Here is a 16,853-nt window from a genome sequence, read left to right as displayed (position 1 = left end):
GAACGCTGCGGTCCGGTAAAATACAAGTCTTTTACAAGCTGACTGTTTCCCTATGCCAAGGCCGTTGACCGCAACCATCCACATCGATTCCATGCAGCATAACCTAGTACGCGCGCGTGCCTGCGCGCCCGGCGCCTGTCTGTGGGCGGTGGTCAAGGCAAACGCCTATGGGCACGGCCTCGAGCGCGCCTTGCGCGGCTTTGCCGCCGCCGACGGCCTGGCACTGATCGAAATCGAAGGCGCCGTGCGCCTGCGCGAACTGGGCTGGACCAAGCCCATCTTGCTGCTCGAAGGAATTTTCGACCAGGCCGACGCAGCCCTGCTAGCTGAGCACGATATCGACAGCACGGTCCATACAGTCGAGCAGATCGCCATGCTGGAGCAGGCATCCTTGCAAGCGCCCATTAATGTACAACTGAAAATGAACACCGGCATGAACCGCCTCGGTTTCACGCCGGGGGCGTTCGCCGCCGCCCACGCGCGCCTGCGCGCCATCCCCGCGGTGCGCAAGATTACCCTGATGACGCACTTCGCCAACGCCGACGAACTTGAGCACCCGCGCCTGACCATGCGCGAACAGGTGGCGCGTTTTCGCGCCGGCGCCGGCCATCTGGACGGGCCGCGCAGCCTGTCCAACTCGGGCGGGGTGCTGCACCACGCGGACCTGACCGAGGAACTCAAGGATGACTGGGTGCGCCCGGGCATCATGCTGTACGGCGGCACGCCGGGCGGCAAGAGCGCGGCCCATTTCGGCCTGTTGCCGAGCATGACGCTGGCCAGCGAGATCATCGGCATCCAGGACATCGTCGCCGGCGACACGGTGGGCTACGGCAGCCGGTTTACGGCCGAGCGCGCCATGCGCATCGGCGTGGTGGCCTGCGGCTATGCCGACGGCTACCCGCGCCACGCGCCGCACGGCACGCCGGTGCTGGTCGATGGCGTGGCCACCGCGCTGGTCGGGCGCGTGTCGATGGACATGATGACGGTCGATTTGTCCGCCATTGCCGGCGCGCGCGTGGGCAGCCGCGTGGTGCTGTGGGGCGCCGGCTTGCCGATCGACGACGTGGCCAATGCGGCCGGCACCATTGGGTATGAATTGATGTGCGCGGTGGCCCCCCGTGTGCGCATGCAAGAAGGCAACCTGGAACAGCATGGCTAAGGAAAAGACCCATTACACCTGCAGTGCGTGCGGCTCCATCAGCAACAAGTGGACCGGGCAATGTTCCGCCTGTCGCGAGTGGAACACGCTGGTCGAGACCGTACTCGAGGCCCCCAGCCTGAACCGCTTGTCGAACCAGCAGCACAAGAGCCTGGCGCAGACCGCACCCGTGCTGTCGCTGGCCGACATCGAAGCGATCGACGTGCCCCGTTTTGGCACCGGCATCGAGGAATTCGACCGCGTGCTCGGCGGCGGCCTGGTGCCGGGCGGGGTGGTGCTGATCGGCGGCGACCCGGGGATCGGCAAGTCGACGCTGCTGCTGCAGGCACTGGCCAGCATTTCGCATATCAAGAGCACCTTGTATGTCAGCGGCGAAGAATCCGGCGCCCAGATCGCCATGCGCGCCAAACGCCTGGAAGTGGACGGGCGCGACCTCAAGCTGCAGGCCGAAATCCAGCTCGAAAAAATCCTGGGCACGCTGGCCGACCTGAAGCCCGAAGTGGCCGTCATCGATTCGATCCAGACCGTGTATTCGGACGCGCTGACGTCCGCCCCCGGCTCGGTGGCCCAGGTGCGCGAATGCGCGGCGCAACTGACGCGCGTGGCCAAGCAGACCGGCATTACCATCATCCTGGTCGGCCACGTGACCAAGGAAGGCGCGCTGGCCGGCCCGCGCGTGCTCGAACACATTGTCGACACGGTGCTGTATTTTGAAGGCGACACGCAGTCGAGCTTTCGGCTGGTGCGCGCCATTAAAAACCGTTTTGGCGCCGTCAACGAGCTGGGCGTGTTCGCAATGACCGAAAAAGGCTTGAAGGGCGTCTCGAACCCGTCGGCGCTGTTCCTGTCGCAGCACGACAACCAGGTACCGGGCTCGTGCGTGATGGTGACGCAGGAAGGCACCCGTCCGCTGCTGGTGGAAATCCAGGCGCTGGTCGACACCAGCCACCTGCCCAACGCGCGCCGCCTGTCGGTGGGGCTGGAGCAAAACCGGCTGGCCATGCTGCTGGCGGTGCTGCACCGGCACGCGGGAATTTCCGCTTTTGACCAGGATGTGTTTATCAATGCGGTGGGCGGGGTAAAGATTACCGAGCCGGCTGCCGATCTAGCAGTATTGCTCGCAATAAATTCTTCGATGCGTAACAAACCCTTGCCGCGCGGCCTGGTGGTGTTTGGCGAAGTGGGGCTGGCCGGAGAAATTAGGCCCGCGCCGCGCGGACAGGAGCGTTTGCGCGAGGCGGCCAAGCTGGGGTTTTCGATTGCGATGATTCCAAAGGCAAATGCGCCTAAGCAAAAGATAGAGGGAATGACCATTGTGGCGGTAGAACGGATCGACGAAGCATTCAATAAATTACGGGAACTGGACTAATCGATGGGTGGAAAACATGCAAAACATTGGATCAACTGTGCCTAACGAATCACGATCATCGAAGCGTAAAATCCTCAAGGTCAAGGCCTTGCTGGCAATGGAAGGCGAAGACACCATCATGGCGCGCACGGCCGACGTGGGCGGCGACGGCCTGTGCCTGATGGTGGGCAAGTCACTCAAGCAGGGCGCGATCGGCCTGGTGCGCTTTGACCTGTTTCATGAAGGCCAGGTGAAGTCGATCGCGGTGCGCGCCGCCGTCCAGTACTGTATCCTTTCCAATGGCGAATACAAGGTCGGCTTTCGCTTCGTGAATCTGGAGTTGTCGGCCATGGCGTCGCTGGCCAGGTACTTGCACTAGTGTCCTAAGTGGGAAGTTCATTGTATAAATATGCCGACCATCCCCCCGATGCTACGTTAACAATGCGCGCAAGGCCCCGGCCTTGCGCCGCTTTTGTTCCTTCCCTCACAGCGATTTCGGAACATGTATCAGCAAGGAACTTCCCACTGAGGACACTAGCCTGCAATTTGCACGGGGGCACGGATTGCCATCGGTGACCCGCAGCGGCAATGTTTGAAACATTCCAGCAAGTGAACTGCAGCGTCGTGCTACAGGAAAAACAGCGCGAGCATGGCCACTGCCGTTGGCGCCAATGCACCGAGCAGCAAACCGCCAACACCGATCGACTCATCATTAAACCCCTCGCGCAACAGCGCCACGCCGGCCGGATTGGGCGCGTTGGCGATCACCGTCAACCCGCCCCCGGCGACGGCGCCGGCGACCAGCATATACTTGGCCTGATCACTCATGCCCTCGATCAGCGAACCAAGATAGGTAAGGGCAGCGTTGTCGGTGATCGCGGTAAGCGCCGTGGCCCCGAAGAACAGCGCGGTCGGTTCAAGGCTTGAAACAATCGGCTGCAACCACCATTGCTGCATGCCCCCCAGCACCACCAGTCCCGCCAGGAAAAAACCAACAAGCAAGCCCTCCTTTAAAATCAGCGGGTTCTGATACTGCTCGTATGCTTTGCTAAAGCCGATGAAGAACATGAACAGTCCGATGAAAATGACGGGGTGGTGCGCGAAAGCGACCACGCACGCCAGGAAGGCCAGATGGATCGCGCTGACCCACACCGGGATGCAATCGGGTGCCGGCGCGTCGTGCTCGTCAAGGATGTGGCGGCGCATGACATAGCAGATGACGGTAGCATTGATTACCACTGCGATGGCGCACTTCCATCCAAAGCTTGTGGCCATGAAGGCGCTGTCCCACGACCACGTCGAGGCGACCATGAGCACCGGCGGCGCGGCAAAGGACGTGAGCGTACCGCCGATGGACACGTTGACGAAAAGCACCCCGAGCGCGCCATACTTGAGCCACTCGGGCATGCCCTGATCCTGGCGAAATATCTGCGGTCCGAGCATCAGCGCGGCCAGCGTCATTGCGGCCGGTTCCGTAATAAGCGAACCGATCAACGGCACCAGCGCCAGGCACAGCCACACCCGCATCAAGGCCGTGCGCAGCGGCGTCATGCGCGCCAGAGCGGCGATGAGCGCGCGGATGGACTCGAGCACGGGTTTGGAGGCGGCCACGACCATGATCACGAACACAAACAGCGGCTCCGTGTACGTTCTGCTTTCGGCATACCCGATCGCCTGCTCTCCCCCGGAGACGATCGCCATGGCGACGATCAGCACCAGCGCCCACAGGCCAAATACCACTTCAACTTCCGCGAAGAAGTGAAACAGGCCGGCATGACGGGGATGCCGGTCGGCCAAACGTTCGAAACGCTTGGTGGCGAACGTGTGGACCAAGGCCAAGGCAAACAGGATTGCAGCAATGAGATTAATGTCGGTCATAACGAGTCTCCACTAAAAATTTAGATTGAAACGGCGCGGTGGTGTGCACGCCATCCGCAAGCGCAAGCGCTCGGACACGGAGAAACACCACATTTCCTTGGTGGCTGCGGTGAAGGCGGGTTGGCGCTGGCGCCACTGTCAACATTCATGGGTACAAGCGGGTCGGTGCCAATAGAATGCATGGGGGCGAACGAATACCGCGTGGCGGCCCGACCGACGCTGTTCCTGCGTCACACGGTTGTGTGCGCACCCGTTTGCATTATAAAACAGCTCGCTGGTTCGCTGCACTCAACCGGTGCCGCCATCGTTCGCAGCCAATCAGCATCGCACGCTGCGAGAAGAGATGCATTTCACTAAGTATTCGCTAAGTGTGCCCCGCTACACTTATCGGGACGGCGCCGCTTTCTGGATGCCATGCACTTCATGCTGCAGGAGACCAGTACAGTGTTTCAACAACTTCGTGCCGCGGGCACAGTTCTAGCATTGGGCTGCGTATGCACTTTGACCCTGCTCGTTGCAGCGCCGTCGCGCGCGGCGCCGCGCCAGCTTGCGGCGCAGGCGGACGATGTCGCCCTTGAGTTCAAAATGCTGGCTCAGCAACGCCCCTGGACTTGCCTCGACCGGGAGGACAGCGACCCGCCGCGCACCGCTGGGGTCGGGGGCGTTGCCCAATGCACTTGGCAAAGTCGCTTGCGCATGCGCCGATGGAGCGGGGTGGACAGGCCCATACAGGGGGGCTGCGTGAGCACCCAGGCCCAATGGTGGACGTGGGCGCGGGCGACGTCCACCCCTGTGATGGGCGGGCAGGCGGCCTGGCGCACAAGCTGGGCCAGTCACAGCATCGTCGACGAGCGCGGCCTGAAAAAACGCATCGTCATCTTGCAGCGCATGCCAGACAGCACGTGGAACATCACGGAGTGGCGCTGGCATCCATCGCCGCGCGCCGCCACCCGGCGCTGGCAGGAGAGCCGCTGGAAGCTGCTGGCCGCGCGCGCGCATCAATTGCGCGCTCCAGGGGAGGCGGAACAGGGCCCAGCCGAAGCACGCATGCTGCGCGCCGTTCTGGAGGCCAATCTGGGCACCCGCGTTGGCGAAATCGGCAGCAACGGCTGGCGCTGGCAGACCGACGCTCTGTGCCTGAGTGTGGATGGCGCCGGCCTCGGTCAGCAAATCATGCAGCTGCCCTATGCCGTCGACGACAGCCGACTCGAGCAGCGTGCAGCCATGCAGCTGCAGCTTGCGCGGCGCTATCCGAAAGCAAGCTGGCTGACCGCTTTTACCTTGCTGCCGGCGGCGGCGCACGCACGCGGCGGCGCCAAATTCTTTGCCATCTGGCGCGAGCACGCGACCCTGAAAGGACAGCTCTGGATTCCGACCAAGGGCGATGGCCCTTTGGTGCGCCTGCGCATCACGACGGCACTCCCGGTCGCTGCAGGGGGGCAACCCGATCAGCAAGCCATCGGGCGCGCCGCGCAGGTGGTGCAAGGCGAACTGAGGGGACTGGCGTCGCGCTGGGCAATCGCGTATGAGTGACGAGTTCGCCGGTCTCCCCCTATGGATGCTCTCGCCGCTCGCCGTCGTCGGCGCCGGCCTGCTACTTTCCCAAGTGATCGGCGTGCTGATGCAGTCGCGCGGCTTGCCCAAGCTGTACGGCGCCGTGATCGCCGGCCTGATCCTCGGCGTAAGCGGGCTGGGCATGGTAGACGCGGCGCTGCTGATGCAATTCCAAGAGCTCTTCAATGCCGCTTCGGCCCTGGTATTGTTCGAAGTCGGGCGCAAGATGGACCTGGCGTGGCTGTGGCGCAGCGGCCGTGAGGGCGCCGTGCTGGTGCTCGGCTGCGTGCTGCGCGGCCTGGGCGCATGGGCGATCCTGCTTGCCTTTGGCCTTGGCTGGGGGGAAGCGGCCTTCATTTCCGCCATCCTCATCGCAGTCAATCCGGTCGTGTTTACATCGATGGTCTCGGACGCGAATGCCAGTGGTGTGGCGACCTATGCCGCAGCCAATACGGTCGGCATCAGCAATCTCGTGGCACTGCTGGCCCTGTCCGTGTCGCTGGCGTGGATGCGCAGCCACAACATCAATGCCGAATTCGGTTTTTCCGGTGAGCTATTGCGTCAAGGGAGCAAGCTCGCGCTGGGTGCAGGCATTGCCGTTGTCTGTTATGGTCTGTACGCGATGGCGACGCGCATTTCGAAGGCCCAGGCCAGCGCGCGCCCGGCAATCTTGCTTGCCGCCCTCATGATGGATCTTGGACTGTGTTCGGTAACATCCTCGAGCGCGCTGTTGTCCTTGCTGTTGATGGGACTGCTGTTGCGCAATGCGGAGACGCGCGAGAATGTGTTCCAGGCGCAAGTGAAGACTGCGCAGGATATCGGGTACGCGCTGCTGTTCATGATGTCCGCCGCCCTGGTGCAAGTGCAGCATCTGTTTCAATGGATGCCACTGATGGCAGCGCTCCTGGTGTTTGCCTCGCGTATCGGGCTGACCCGCCTTGCCTTGATGCCCAGCGGTGCCTGGAGCGGCAACAAAAAGCACGCGATTGCGCTGTCGCTGTGCTCGCTGGTCGGTTTCGGGTCGCTGGTGGTGGATAATTCAATGAGCGGCGCCTCATACATGAGCGACGCGGCCGCGAGCGTGATGGCCGCGCTGCTGGCGCTGAACGTACTGGTCGGGCCGGGGCTGACCTGGTGGGGCCTCAAACTCGCCGACGAGACGCACCAAGGAGATGAACATGGCTGACGCCACCGCCGAACAAGCGCGTTTCGACGCTGCGCAGGCACTTGCCGTTTCCGGCACCGGACCGGCCTATCTTCCGCCGTTCATGGCGTCGCAGCTCGGCACGATGGGTATCGAACTTGAATTGATGGTGCTCGACCGGCTGACCTACGATTTGATGCCCGCCGCGCCCGATATCTTGCGCCTGCTCGACATGCAGAGTAAAAAATGGGTCGCCACACCGGAGATCACCACCTCCATGCTCGAGGTTGCCACGTCGATCCTGAGCGGCTACGACGGCGCCGCCGCCGAGATTGAGGAGATTCGTTCCAGCGTCCAGCGCGCGGCATTCCAGGTCGGCGCTGCCATCTCCGGCGGCGGGGCGCACCCGTTCCAGAAATGGAATGAGCAGCGCATCTATCCCAAAGAGCGCTACCGCGAGTCGGCCAAGAAATACGGCTACCTGGCCAAGATGTTTACCGTCTTTGGCATGCATGTGCACATCGGGATCCCCGACGCCGACGACGCCATCCGGATCTGTGCCTGGCTCACGCAGCGCGCTGCGCTGTTCATCGCACTGTCGGCCAATTCGCCTTGCTGGCAAGGTGAGGATTCCGGGTTTTGCAGTGCGCGCAGCAACGTTGTAGGCGCCTTTCCCATGAGCGGTATCCTGCCTGCCCACATCCGGACCTGGCGCGATTTCGAAGGGCATTTCGCGCGCCTGGCCGGGCATGGCATCGTCAACAGCATCAAGGATTTTTACTGGGATGTACGGCCCAAGCCGGAATACGGCACGATCGAACTGCGCGTGCTCGACACGCCCCTGCACCCGGCCTACGCGGCCGCGCTGGCCTGTTATGCGCGCGAACTGTGCGTTGAAATGGCCGAAGCCGAAGGACGGTGGCCACTGAACGATTCGCCCGAGTTGTATGCCTGGAATCGCTTCAACGCGGCCAAGGATGGTGTCGAGGCGAGCTGGATCAATCCATGCACCGGACTCGCGCTGCCGGTAAGAGCAGTCGTGCTCGATGACCTGGAACGGCTCGCGCGGCGCAGCACCGACCCGGGATTTGGCCAGGCCTGCCGCATGATCGAAGCGCTGATGCAAGGCGGCGGTCAGGCGCGCTGGCTGCGCTCGCACATCGACGCCGGCTCCGGGATGAACGACCTGTCGCGGGTGGCGAGCGAAATGTTCGAGTATCGCCAGCCCGGCGTGCTTGCACCGGCAGCGGGAGCGCGCACATGAGGGTGCTGCTGGTCGAGGACGATCTGATGATCGGCAATGTGGTGCAACAGGAATTGCGCGACGCGAGCTATGCAGTCGACTGGGTATGCGACGGCCAGGCAGCATTGACCAGCATCGCGGCGCTGTCTTACGCGCTGGTTTTGCTGGACCTGGGCTTGCCCAAGAAGGATGGCATGGAAGTGCTGCGCGCAATCCGTCACGCCAAGAACGCCGTGCCGGTCCTGGTGCTCACGGCGCGCGACGCGACCGATGACCGCGTGGCCGGGCTCGACGGCGGCGCCGATGATTACCTGGTCAAGCCTTTCGCCATGAGCGAATTGCTGGCACGAATGCGTGCACTCACGCGCCGCAAGGAAAGCGCGATTGGGCCGACCCTGTCCAACGGCGTCGTCACGCTGGATCCGGCAACCCATCAGGCAAGCGTCAATGGCGCCGAGGTGCGCCTGACTGCACGCGAGTTTTCGCTGCTGCAGGCGCTGATGCTGCGTCCCGGCGCCATCCTGTCGCGCTCGGAGCTGGAACACCGCCTGTATGGCTGGAACGAGGAAGTCGAAAGCAACGCTGTCGAGTTCCTGATTCATGCTTTGCGCAAGAAACTGGGCGCCGAGATCATCAAGAACGTGCGAGGAGTGGGATGGATGGTTTCCAAGGGCCAGTAGCGGCCTCGCTGCGGTTCCGGCTGTCGCTCTGGCTCACGCTGGTGATCGTCACTATCGCCGCAGTCGCCGGTGTGATCTCCTTCGTCTTGGCCACCGATGAAGCGCACCGGATGCAGGACCAACAGTTGCGCCAGACCGGGCACCTGATCAGCCAGCTAGACGCCGTGCCCTCGTCGCCGCTGGCGCGCGAGCGGGCCGGCGACGTCGATTTCGATGCGCGGGTGGTGGTGCGCTTCCTGCGCACAAACCAGGGCTTGCCTGCCGCCACGGCGCCGCGTCCGCCCGTGTTTTCGAGCCTGCTCAGCGACGGCCTGCAGACGGTATTCGTCGGGCGCGAGCAATGGCGCGTTTTTGTCAAAACCAGCGACGAGGGCGTCCGCGTTGCGGTGGGCCAGCAAACCTCGGTGCGCAACGCGGCGGCGCGCGCCAGCGCCCTGCGCACGTTGACACCGATTTTGATCCTGGTTCCCGCCCTGGTGTTGCTGGTGGGCGTGCTGTTGCGTCAGATGTTCAAGCCGCTAAAAACGCTGGCCGACGAATTGGGCAGGCGCACCGACGCCGACCTGGGACCTTTACATCACACCAACTTGCCATCGGAAGTGTGGCCATTTGTGGTGGCAATTAACGCGCTGCTACTGAGAGTGGCCGGTTCGCTGGCCGTGCAGCGCAGGTTTATCGCCGACGCCGCACATGAGCTTCGCTCGCCGCTGACGGCGATGTCGCTGCAAGCGGAACGCTTGAGCGCGGCGGACATGCCGGGCGAGGCCCGCATCCGGCTCGAGGCCCTGAGTGCGGGCCTGCAGCGCACGCGCATCCTGCTCGACCAGTTGCTGACCCTGGCCAGGACCCAGGAGTCGCGCAGCGATCCAGGCAGCGTTATTTCGTTGCAGCACGTGATTCGGGAAGTGCTGGAGGACCTGGTCCCGATTGCACAAGCCAAACATATCGACCTGGGTGTGATTGGCGCCGCGGACGGCCACGTGCACGCCCGCTTCGTCGACCTGAAAGTGCTGGTCAAAAATCTGTGCGACAACGCGGTGCGCTACACGCCCGACGGCGGCCGCGTGGATATCACGGTGCGCAGCGGGGACGGCCTCGTCACCCTGCAGGTCGACGATACCGGGCCGGGCATCGCGCCGCAAGAACGCGAGCGCGTGTTCGACGCGTTTTACCGGGTACTGGGCAATGGCGAAATCGGATCCGGACTCGGGCTGGCCATCACGCGCACCGTGGCCGACAGTGTCGCGGCGACCATTGAACTGTCCGACTCGCGCCCGCCGCAAACGGGCTTGCGCGTCCTGGTGACGTTCAAGCAAGCGCGCTGACGGCCGCTTTACTTGCCCGAGCCGGCCGCCCACAGCATGAAATTAAGGCAAGCAGAAAAACGATGAAACTACCTTTCCCAAGTCTCCTCATTGCAGCAGCGCTTGCGCTGGCCGCTTTGGCCACGCCAGCGGCGGCGCGCGGCGCGCCAGCGGCGGCTGAAGCGCTCACCCGAGGCGCCACCGGCGATGTCAAGCTCAAGCGGACAAAACGCGCGCGCGCCCATCGCTCCCGCGCGCCCACGATGACGGCGCTGCGCTCCAGCGCCATATTGATACTCGACCCCATTACGCGCCAGGTGCTGTATCAGAAAAACGCCCAGATGGTCATGCCGATTGCCTCCGTCACGAAACTGATGACCGCGCTGGTCGTAATTGAAGCGGGGCAGGCGATGGGCGAGCTGCTGACCGTTACCGACGCCGACGTCGACAGGCTGAAGTATTCATCCTCGCGCTTGCGCATTGGAACGCGCCTGACGCGCGCGGCAATGCTGCATATTGCCCTGATGAGTTCGGAGAACCGTGCGGCGTCGGCGCTTGGTCGCCATTATCCGGGCGGCAGCGCGCGCTTGGTCATGGCAATGAATGCCAAGGCGCGCGCGCTGGGAATGCGCGATTCCCGTTTTGTCGAGCCCACTGGCTTGTCAAGCGCAAACGTGGCTACGCCCGCGGACCTGGCCCGGCTGGTACTGGCAGCGCAGCAGCAAGCCTTGATCCGCGCGTATTCAACCGATCCCGACCATACCATTGCGCAAGGACGCGCGCGCACGGTATACCGCAATTCAAACCGCCTGATTGCCAGCGCCGGCTGGGATATCGGGATGCAAAAGACGGGCTATATTTCGGAAGCGGGGCGCTGCATGGTGCTGCATGCTGTGGTGAAAGGGCGGGCCGTGATCATGGTGTTTCTGGATGCGCACGGCAAATTTTCGCGCGCGCGCGACGCCAATCAAGTCCGTTCCTGGCTGGTCAGTAATCGACAAGCAAGGCAGCCCTGAGCCCGCTTGCTAAGCTTTTGCTAAGCTTTTGCTAAGTGTCTCACTGTACGATACCTGAACAGTCAGGCGCTGACGGGCCCGGCAACATGGGCACAAGAATTGCACTATGGGGAGCGATAAATGATTGGAACAAGAAACGTCGTATGCCTGCTCGCGGCCGCTGCGCTGGCCGCTTGCAGTACGCCGGTAAAGTTGAGCGAGACGGCCGTGGCCGACCGGCCGATTGCGGCAACGGCCGCCGTACCAGGCGCCAGCGCGCGCGATGTGCTGTCGGTGCAAACCGGCTCGACCGACCCGCTGAACGATCCGCAGGGCGCACTTGCGCAACGCAGCGTGTATTTCGACTACGACAGCTACCTGGTGCGTCCCGACGGTCGCGCCGTGGTGGGGAACCACGCCAGCTATCTCGGCAAGAATAGTGGGCGGCGCATCATCATTCAAGGCAACACCGATGAGCGCGGCGGCACCGAATTCAATGTGGCACTCGGGCAAAAACGGGCTGAGGCGGTGCGCAAGTCGCTGGCCGCGTTGGGCGTTGCCGAGAGCCAGATGGAAGCGGTCTCGCTGGGCGAGAACAAACCGGTGGCAACCGGAGCCGGCGAGGCCACCTGGGCCAAAAACCGCCGTGCCGATATCGTCTATTGACGCGTTCGAGGCCGCTCGTCGAGCAGTAAGCGGACATACCGCGGCGCGCGGCGGCCGCGCAGGCCGTGGCTGCCGGCTGGTCGATCGGGCGTACCGGACTGGCGTCGAAGAGCAACACGAAAATGAGCCGCCGCAGATTTCATGGGCATTAGCCTTTTGTACCTCCTTCTAAGGAGGTATTTTTTAGCGCGCAGCATGGCGACAGGCTGCTGGGCGCGTGGCGCGCAGGCGCTGAAAAAATCTGATAAAGTTGATGTAAATACCAAAGCTTCGCGGAGGTGCGGATGGCTCGCCGGAAAGACTTTACCTACGCCGACATGGACCGGTGGCTCAACGAGCGCCAGGTCACCGAAATCGAATGCCTGGTGCCCGACCTGACCGGCGTGGCGCGCGGCAAGATCATGCCGCGCGCAAAATTTACCGACGAGCGGGGCATGCGCATTCCCGAAGCCGTGCTCGGCATGACCGTGACGGGTAACTATCCCGCTACCGACGCCGCTTATTTTCGCGCCATTTCCGTCACCGACCGCGACATGGTACTCAAGGCCGATCCGGCCACCATCACCATGGTGCCGTGGGCGGTGGAGCCGGCCGCGCAAGTGATTCACGATTGCTATTTTGCCGACGGCACGCTGGTCGACTTTGCGCCGCGCAGCGTGCTGCGGCGCGTGCTCAAGCTGTATGCGGCCCGTGGCTGGGCGCCGGCGATCCGGCCCGAAGTGGAGTTTTACCTTACCGCGCGCAACCCGGACCCGGACCAGCAGCTCAAATCGCCCGTCGGGCGCAGCGGCCGGGCCGAAACCAGCCGCCAGATCTACAGCATCGATGCCGTCAATGAATTCGATCCCCTGTTCGAGGATATTTACGATTATTGCGACCTGATGCAGTTGGATGTCGACACCTTGATTCACGAGATCGGGGCAGGGCAGATCGGCATGGATTTTCTCACCGGCGAACCGCTGGCGATGGCCGACAAACTGTTTTTTTTCAAGCGCATGCTGCGCGAAGCGGCGCTCAAGCATGATATGTACGCCACCTTCATGGCCAAGCCGCTGGCCGACGAGCCGGGCTCGGCCATGCATTTGCACCAGAGCGTGCACGATGTTGCGGGCGAGCGTAATTTGTTCAGCAATCCGGATGGCTCGCCGTCGCGCTATTTCCATTATTTTATTGGCGGCTTGCAGCGCTATATGCCGTCGGCCATGGCGCTGGTGGCGCCGTATGTCAATTCCTACCGGCGCCTGGTGCGCAATACGACTGCGCCCATCAACGTGCAATGGGGGCATGACAACCGGACGGTGGGTTTTCGCGTGCCCGAGGCGGCGCCGCAAGAGCGGCATATTGAAAACCGCGTGATTGGGGCAGACGCCAATCCCTACCTTGCGTTTGCGGTGACGCTGGCCTGCGGTTACCTGGGCATGACGGAACAGATCGACCCGGCGGCGCCGCTGATGGGCAGCGGGCAGGGGCGCGATTTTGAATTGCCGCAAGGGCTGCCCGAAGCGCTGCGCCAGCTGCGCGCCGAAGACAAGCTGCGCACGGTGCTGGGCGAGCGCTTTATTGATGTGTATGCGGCCATCAAGGACCAGGAGCATCTGGAATTCATGACAGTGATCAGTCCATGGGAGCGGGAGCATTTGTTGTTGCATGTGTAGCCGGGCCGCCCACCTTGTTCTCCCGAATAAGGGCGTTGAAAGACCTTTTGCGAGCCACCGACAGTTGGAAACCCAAAGACCTAAACAACATCGTCCTCGCGCACGAGGCTGTTGCAGAAGGGGCTTCGTGGACCGTAGGTCGGAAAAGCGAAGCGCATTCCGACAGGCGTTGACGAGACGCGCGCACGTCGGAATGCGCTTCGCTTTTCCGACCTACCCCTTTTGCAACAGCCTCGTGCGCGAGGACGCTGTAGCAGGTATTGCGGGCCCCTCAATGCAAAAACGGCGAGCCGTTCAGGTCGCCGTTTTCTGTTCGCCCCTCGCAGAGCCACCCACTATTCGTGATCGTGGTCTTTCAACTGGTGTTTTCCGCCGCGTACTTCCTCAACGAGTTCATACGCAACAAGCCCCACCATTCCTCCCAACATGGCAAAAATAAGCGCACTTAGCATGATCCCAGGTCGCCCTTCAGCGATCCCTCTTTAGTTGATACCCTTAAACTGTAGCACTGCTTGGGAAGAATTCAAGCCTTCATTACCAGATCCGGCGCCATCACGGCCTTCAGGTACATGCTGGACGCATCTTGCGGATCGCGCTGCACCAGCCACCAGGCGTTGGCCTTTTTCATCTCCCAATCCTGCACCCGTCCCGATAGCAACAGCGCTGCCACCTGGCCCAGCGTGTTCTGGTGGCCCACGATCAGCACCGGCTCGCGCGCATGCGGCCAGTTGGCCGCCTGCAGCACGTCCTGGGGCCGCGCGCCGGGCGCGAGTTCCGGCATGATCTTGAACTTGCGCCCCAACGGCTCGGCCGTCTGCAAGGTGCGCAGCGCCGGGCTGACCAGGATGCGGCAAGCTTCGGGCAATTGCGACGTCAGCCAGTCGGCCATCCGCCGCGCCTGCTTTTGCCCCTTGGGCGTGAGCGCGCGCTGCATGTCGCTCTCGCCCTCCTGCGCATCGAACGCTTCTGCATGCCGCCATAAGATCAGATCCACGCGCTTGCTCCTCATGTCTGCCTTGTCATTTATGTCGGTGTTCCCAGTAGTGCCATCATGTGATGCTGCGCCGAGTACACCAACTGCTTGCCGCGCGGCTTGCGCCGGTGGTATTGGCCGTTCTGGTCCAGTTCCCAAGCGTTCGAGTTGTCTTTCAGGTAGGGGTTCAAACCTTCTTCGATGACGCGTTTCTTGAGCGCCTTGTCAAGCACCGGGAACGCCACTTCGATGCGGCGAAACAGGTTGCGGCTCATCCAGTCGGCGCTGGCCAGATACACGTCATGCTTGAGGTCGTTGCGGAAATAATAAATCCGGCTGTGCTCCAGGAAGCGCCCGATGATCGAGCGTACCTTGATGTTTTCGGACAGGCCAGGCACGCCCGGACGCAGCGTGCACGCGCCGCGCACGATCAGATCGATCTTGACGCCGTCGTGCGAGGCCGCGTACAGCGCCCGGATCACCGACTCGTCCACCAGCGAATTGACCTTGACGATGATGCGCCCCGGTTTGCCGGCCTTGGCCAGCTTGGCTTCATTCTTGATCGCCTTGATGATCTCGCTCTGCAGCGCGAACGGCGCCAGCCACAGGTGCTTGAAGGCGTGCGGCTTGGTCAGGCTGGTCAGGTGAATGAAGACTTCGTTGACCTCGTTGCACATTTCCTGGTGCGCCGTCATGAGGCCGAAATCGGTGTAAAAACGGGTGGTGGTCAGGTGGTAGTTGCCGGTACCCAGGTGGGCGTAAAACCGCAGTCCCGCTTCCTCGCGCCGGATCACCAGCGCCACTTTGGCGTGCGTCTTGAGGCCGACCACGCCATAAACGACTTGCGCGCCCGCCTGCTCGAGCTTGTCGGCCCAGTTGATGTTCGCTTCTTCGTCAAAGCGCGCCATCAGTTCCAGAATCACCGTCACTTCCTTGCCCATGCGGGCGGCCGTCATCAACGCTTCCATCAGTTCGGAATGCATGCCGGTGCGGTAAATGGTCTGCTTGATGGCCACCACTTGCGGGTCGATGGCCGCTGCCTGGATGAAGTCGACCACCGGCTGGAACGACTGGAAAGGGTGGTGCAGCAGCATATCGTGCTTGCGCAACTGCTCGAAAATATCGTTAGTCACCGTCTTGGCCGGCATGCCGGGCACGAACGGTGCAAACTTCAAGCCTGGCAGATCGACCAGCCCGACCAGCTCTTGCAAGCGCACCAGGTTGACCGGCCCGTCGACCGCGTACAGGCGGCTGGGGTCGAGCGCAAACTGGTCAAGCAGGAACTGCGACAGCTCCGGCGGGCAGTTCTTGGCCACTTCCAGGCGCACCGACGTGCCGAACTGGCGTCCCTGCAGCTCGCCCTTGAGGGCCTGGCGCAAGTTCTTGACCTCATCTTCGTCAACCCACAGGTCGCTGTCGCGGGTGACGCGGAACTGGGAGTAGGCCACCACGTCACGGCCTGCAAACAAGTCTTCTATATGCGAGTGGATGATCGACGATAGCAGGCAGAACGAGGCGCCGCTGTTCTTGGACAGGTTGTCGGGCAGGCGAATGACGCGCGGCAGCACGCGCGGCGCCTTGACGATGGCAATCGCACTGCCGCGGCCGAACGCATCCTTGCCGCTGAGCGAAATGATGAAGTTGAGACTTTTATTCACGACCTGCGGGAACGGATGGGCCGGGTCGAGTCCGATCGGGGTCAGTAGCGGGCGCACTTCGCGCTCGAAATAATCCTTGACCCAGGCGCGCTGCGCTTCGTTGCGGTCGCTGTGGCGCACCAGGTGCACGCCCTGGGCCTGCAGTTCGGGCAACACTTCGTTGTTCAGTACGGCATATTGCTGCTTGACCAGCAAGTGGCATTCGCCACTGATGCGCGCCAGATTGGCCGCAAGAATGGGATTTTCAGCCAGATTGCCCTGGGCGAGCAGGCTGGCCACGCGCACTTCGAAAAATTCATCGAGGTTGTTTGATACGATACACAAATAGCGAAGACGCTCCAATAACGGTATCGAATTATCTTCGGCCTGCGCGAGCACGCGGCGGTTGAATGTTAGTTGCGACAATTCGCGGTCCAGGAATACGGCGCTTTTCGCTACTTCAAGTGGCGCTTTTGTTGTCATCTCTTTAAATTTACCGGTAATTTTGCCCACCTTAGTGTAATTTATGAATATGACAGGACCGTGACCCGTGACATGAGCCCACGGTAATGAATGTGTCAATGAAGGGTACCATGCTCGGGAAATTTATGATTTGC

The 16,853-nt window shown here is 62.3% G+C and carries 14 protein-coding genes; 11 read left to right on the top strand and 3 right to left on the bottom strand.

Translation table 11 applies throughout. From position 1 onward, the window contains the following. The first annotated feature begins 52 nt into the window (after positions 1 to 52). From alr to ACP7BV_RS20660, 3 genes are read left to right on the top strand one after another with little or no spacing between them, the layout of a single operon-like run. Positions 53 to 1,159, top strand: coding sequence for an alanine racemase (alr, locus tag ACP7BV_RS20670; protein WP_426106468.1), 1,107 nt, complete (start codon positions 53 to 55; stop codon positions 1,157 to 1,159). Further along, a complete protein-coding gene (gene radA, locus ACP7BV_RS20665; RefSeq protein WP_426106466.1) occupies positions 1,152 to 2,528 on the top strand; it encodes a DNA repair protein RadA in 1,377 nt (458 codons plus the stop codon). The genes alr and radA overlap by 8 nt, the downstream gene beginning before the upstream one ends. Before the next feature lie 37 nt (positions 2,529 to 2,565). Next, on the top strand, positions 2,566 to 2,886 hold the full coding sequence (locus ACP7BV_RS20660; protein ID WP_426106464.1) for a PilZ domain-containing protein: 321 nt from the start codon (positions 2,566 to 2,568) through the stop codon (positions 2,884 to 2,886). A gap of 248 nt (positions 2,887 to 3,134) precedes the next feature. Here the strand turns inward: ACP7BV_RS20660 and ACP7BV_RS20655 are convergent, their stop codons facing one another. Then, a complete protein-coding gene (locus tag ACP7BV_RS20655; RefSeq protein WP_426106462.1) occupies positions 3,135 to 4,385 on the bottom strand; it encodes a putative Na+/H+ antiporter in 1,251 nt (416 codons plus the stop codon). 741 nt (positions 4,386 to 5,126) lie between these two features. Between ACP7BV_RS20655 and ACP7BV_RS20650 the strand changes: the two genes are divergently transcribed. From ACP7BV_RS20650 to ACP7BV_RS20615, 8 genes are all read left to right on the top strand, one after another. Continuing rightward, on the top strand, positions 5,127 to 5,918 hold the full coding sequence (locus ACP7BV_RS20650) for a hypothetical protein (RefSeq protein WP_426106460.1): 792 nt from the start codon (positions 5,127 to 5,129) through the stop codon (positions 5,916 to 5,918). Beyond that, positions 5,911 to 7,125: a cation:proton antiporter gene (locus ACP7BV_RS20645; protein WP_426106458.1), complete on the top strand. Its 1,215-nt coding sequence runs from the start codon at positions 5,911 to 5,913 to the stop codon at positions 7,123 to 7,125. The genes ACP7BV_RS20650 and ACP7BV_RS20645 overlap by 8 nt, the downstream gene beginning before the upstream one ends. Next, positions 7,118 to 8,347 (top strand): YbdK family carboxylate-amine ligase, encoded by a 1,230-nt coding sequence (locus ACP7BV_RS20640; protein ID WP_426106456.1) that lies wholly within the window; start codon positions 7,118 to 7,120, stop codon positions 8,345 to 8,347. The genes ACP7BV_RS20645 and ACP7BV_RS20640 overlap by 8 nt, the downstream gene beginning before the upstream one ends. Further along, the gene (locus tag ACP7BV_RS20635; protein WP_426106454.1) at positions 8,344 to 9,006 is read left to right on the top strand and encodes a response regulator; all 663 of its coding nucleotides are present in this window, start codon (positions 8,344 to 8,346) and stop codon (positions 9,004 to 9,006) included. The genes ACP7BV_RS20640 and ACP7BV_RS20635 overlap by 4 nt, the downstream gene beginning before the upstream one ends. Then, positions 8,982 to 10,331 carry an ATP-binding protein gene (locus tag ACP7BV_RS20630; protein ID WP_426106452.1) on the top strand — a complete coding sequence of 450 codons (1,350 nt, stop codon included), beginning with the start codon at positions 8,982 to 8,984 and terminating at the stop codon, positions 10,329 to 10,331. The genes ACP7BV_RS20635 and ACP7BV_RS20630 overlap by 25 nt, the downstream gene beginning before the upstream one ends. Before the next feature lie 62 nt (positions 10,332 to 10,393). Continuing rightward, positions 10,394 to 11,326, top strand: coding sequence for a serine hydrolase (locus ACP7BV_RS20625; RefSeq protein WP_426106450.1), 933 nt, complete (start codon positions 10,394 to 10,396; stop codon positions 11,324 to 11,326). Between the two features lie 120 nt (positions 11,327 to 11,446). After that, positions 11,447 to 11,971: a peptidoglycan-associated lipoprotein Pal gene (gene pal, locus ACP7BV_RS20620; RefSeq protein ID WP_426106448.1), complete on the top strand. Its 525-nt coding sequence runs from the start codon at positions 11,447 to 11,449 to the stop codon at positions 11,969 to 11,971. A gap of 284 nt (positions 11,972 to 12,255) precedes the next feature. Next, complete coding sequence (locus tag ACP7BV_RS20615) at positions 12,256 to 13,626, top strand: glutamine synthetase family protein (protein WP_426106446.1); 1,371 nt, start codon at positions 12,256 to 12,258, stop codon at positions 13,624 to 13,626. Between the two features lie 523 nt (positions 13,627 to 14,149). On the opposite strand, the gene ACP7BV_RS20610 is transcribed toward ACP7BV_RS20615, so the two are convergent. After that, positions 14,150 to 14,620, bottom strand: a complete 471-nt coding sequence (locus ACP7BV_RS20610; RefSeq protein ID WP_426106444.1) for a SixA phosphatase family protein — start codon at positions 14,618 to 14,620, stop codon at positions 14,150 to 14,152. A 29-nt stretch (positions 14,621 to 14,649) separates the two neighbouring features. Beyond that, positions 14,650 to 16,719, bottom strand: a complete 2,070-nt coding sequence (gene ppk1, locus ACP7BV_RS20605; protein WP_426106442.1) for a polyphosphate kinase 1 — start codon at positions 16,717 to 16,719, stop codon at positions 14,650 to 14,652. Between the last annotated feature and the right edge of the window lie 134 nt (positions 16,720 to 16,853).

The organism is Massilia sp. TSP1-1-2 (genome assembly GCF_049896185.1).
Classification (GTDB): domain Bacteria; phylum Pseudomonadota; class Gammaproteobacteria; order Burkholderiales; family Burkholderiaceae_D; genus Telluria_A.
Note: the sequence above shows the minus strand (reverse complement) of the source record. Positions and strands in the feature narration are given on the sequence as shown.

Coding starts and splice junctions, on each gene's coding strand:
- ACP7BV_RS20635 (WP_426106454.1), top strand. CDS start 8,344: ATGAGGGTGCTGCTGGTCGAGGACGATCTGATGATCGGCAATGTGGTG.
- alr (WP_426106468.1), top strand. CDS start 53: ATGCCAAGGCCGTTGACCGCAACCATCCACATCGATTCCATGCAGCAT.
- radA (WP_426106466.1), top strand. CDS start 1,152: ATGGCTAAGGAAAAGACCCATTACACCTGCAGTGCGTGCGGCTCCATC.
- ACP7BV_RS20645 (WP_426106458.1), top strand. CDS start 5,911: ATGAGTGACGAGTTCGCCGGTCTCCCCCTATGGATGCTCTCGCCGCTC.
- ppk1 (WP_426106442.1), bottom strand. CDS start 16,719: ATGACAACAAAAGCGCCACTTGAAGTAGCGAAAAGCGCCGTATTCCTG.
- pal (WP_426106448.1), top strand. CDS start 11,447: ATGATTGGAACAAGAAACGTCGTATGCCTGCTCGCGGCCGCTGCGCTG.
- ACP7BV_RS20655 (WP_426106462.1), bottom strand. CDS start 4,385: ATGACCGACATTAATCTCATTGCTGCAATCCTGTTTGCCTTGGCCTTG.
- ACP7BV_RS20615 (WP_426106446.1), top strand. CDS start 12,256: ATGGCTCGCCGGAAAGACTTTACCTACGCCGACATGGACCGGTGGCTC.
- ACP7BV_RS20640 (WP_426106456.1), top strand. CDS start 7,118: ATGGCTGACGCCACCGCCGAACAAGCGCGTTTCGACGCTGCGCAGGCA.
- ACP7BV_RS20630 (WP_426106452.1), top strand. CDS start 8,982: ATGGATGGTTTCCAAGGGCCAGTAGCGGCCTCGCTGCGGTTCCGGCTG.
- ACP7BV_RS20625 (WP_426106450.1), top strand. CDS start 10,394: ATGAAACTACCTTTCCCAAGTCTCCTCATTGCAGCAGCGCTTGCGCTG.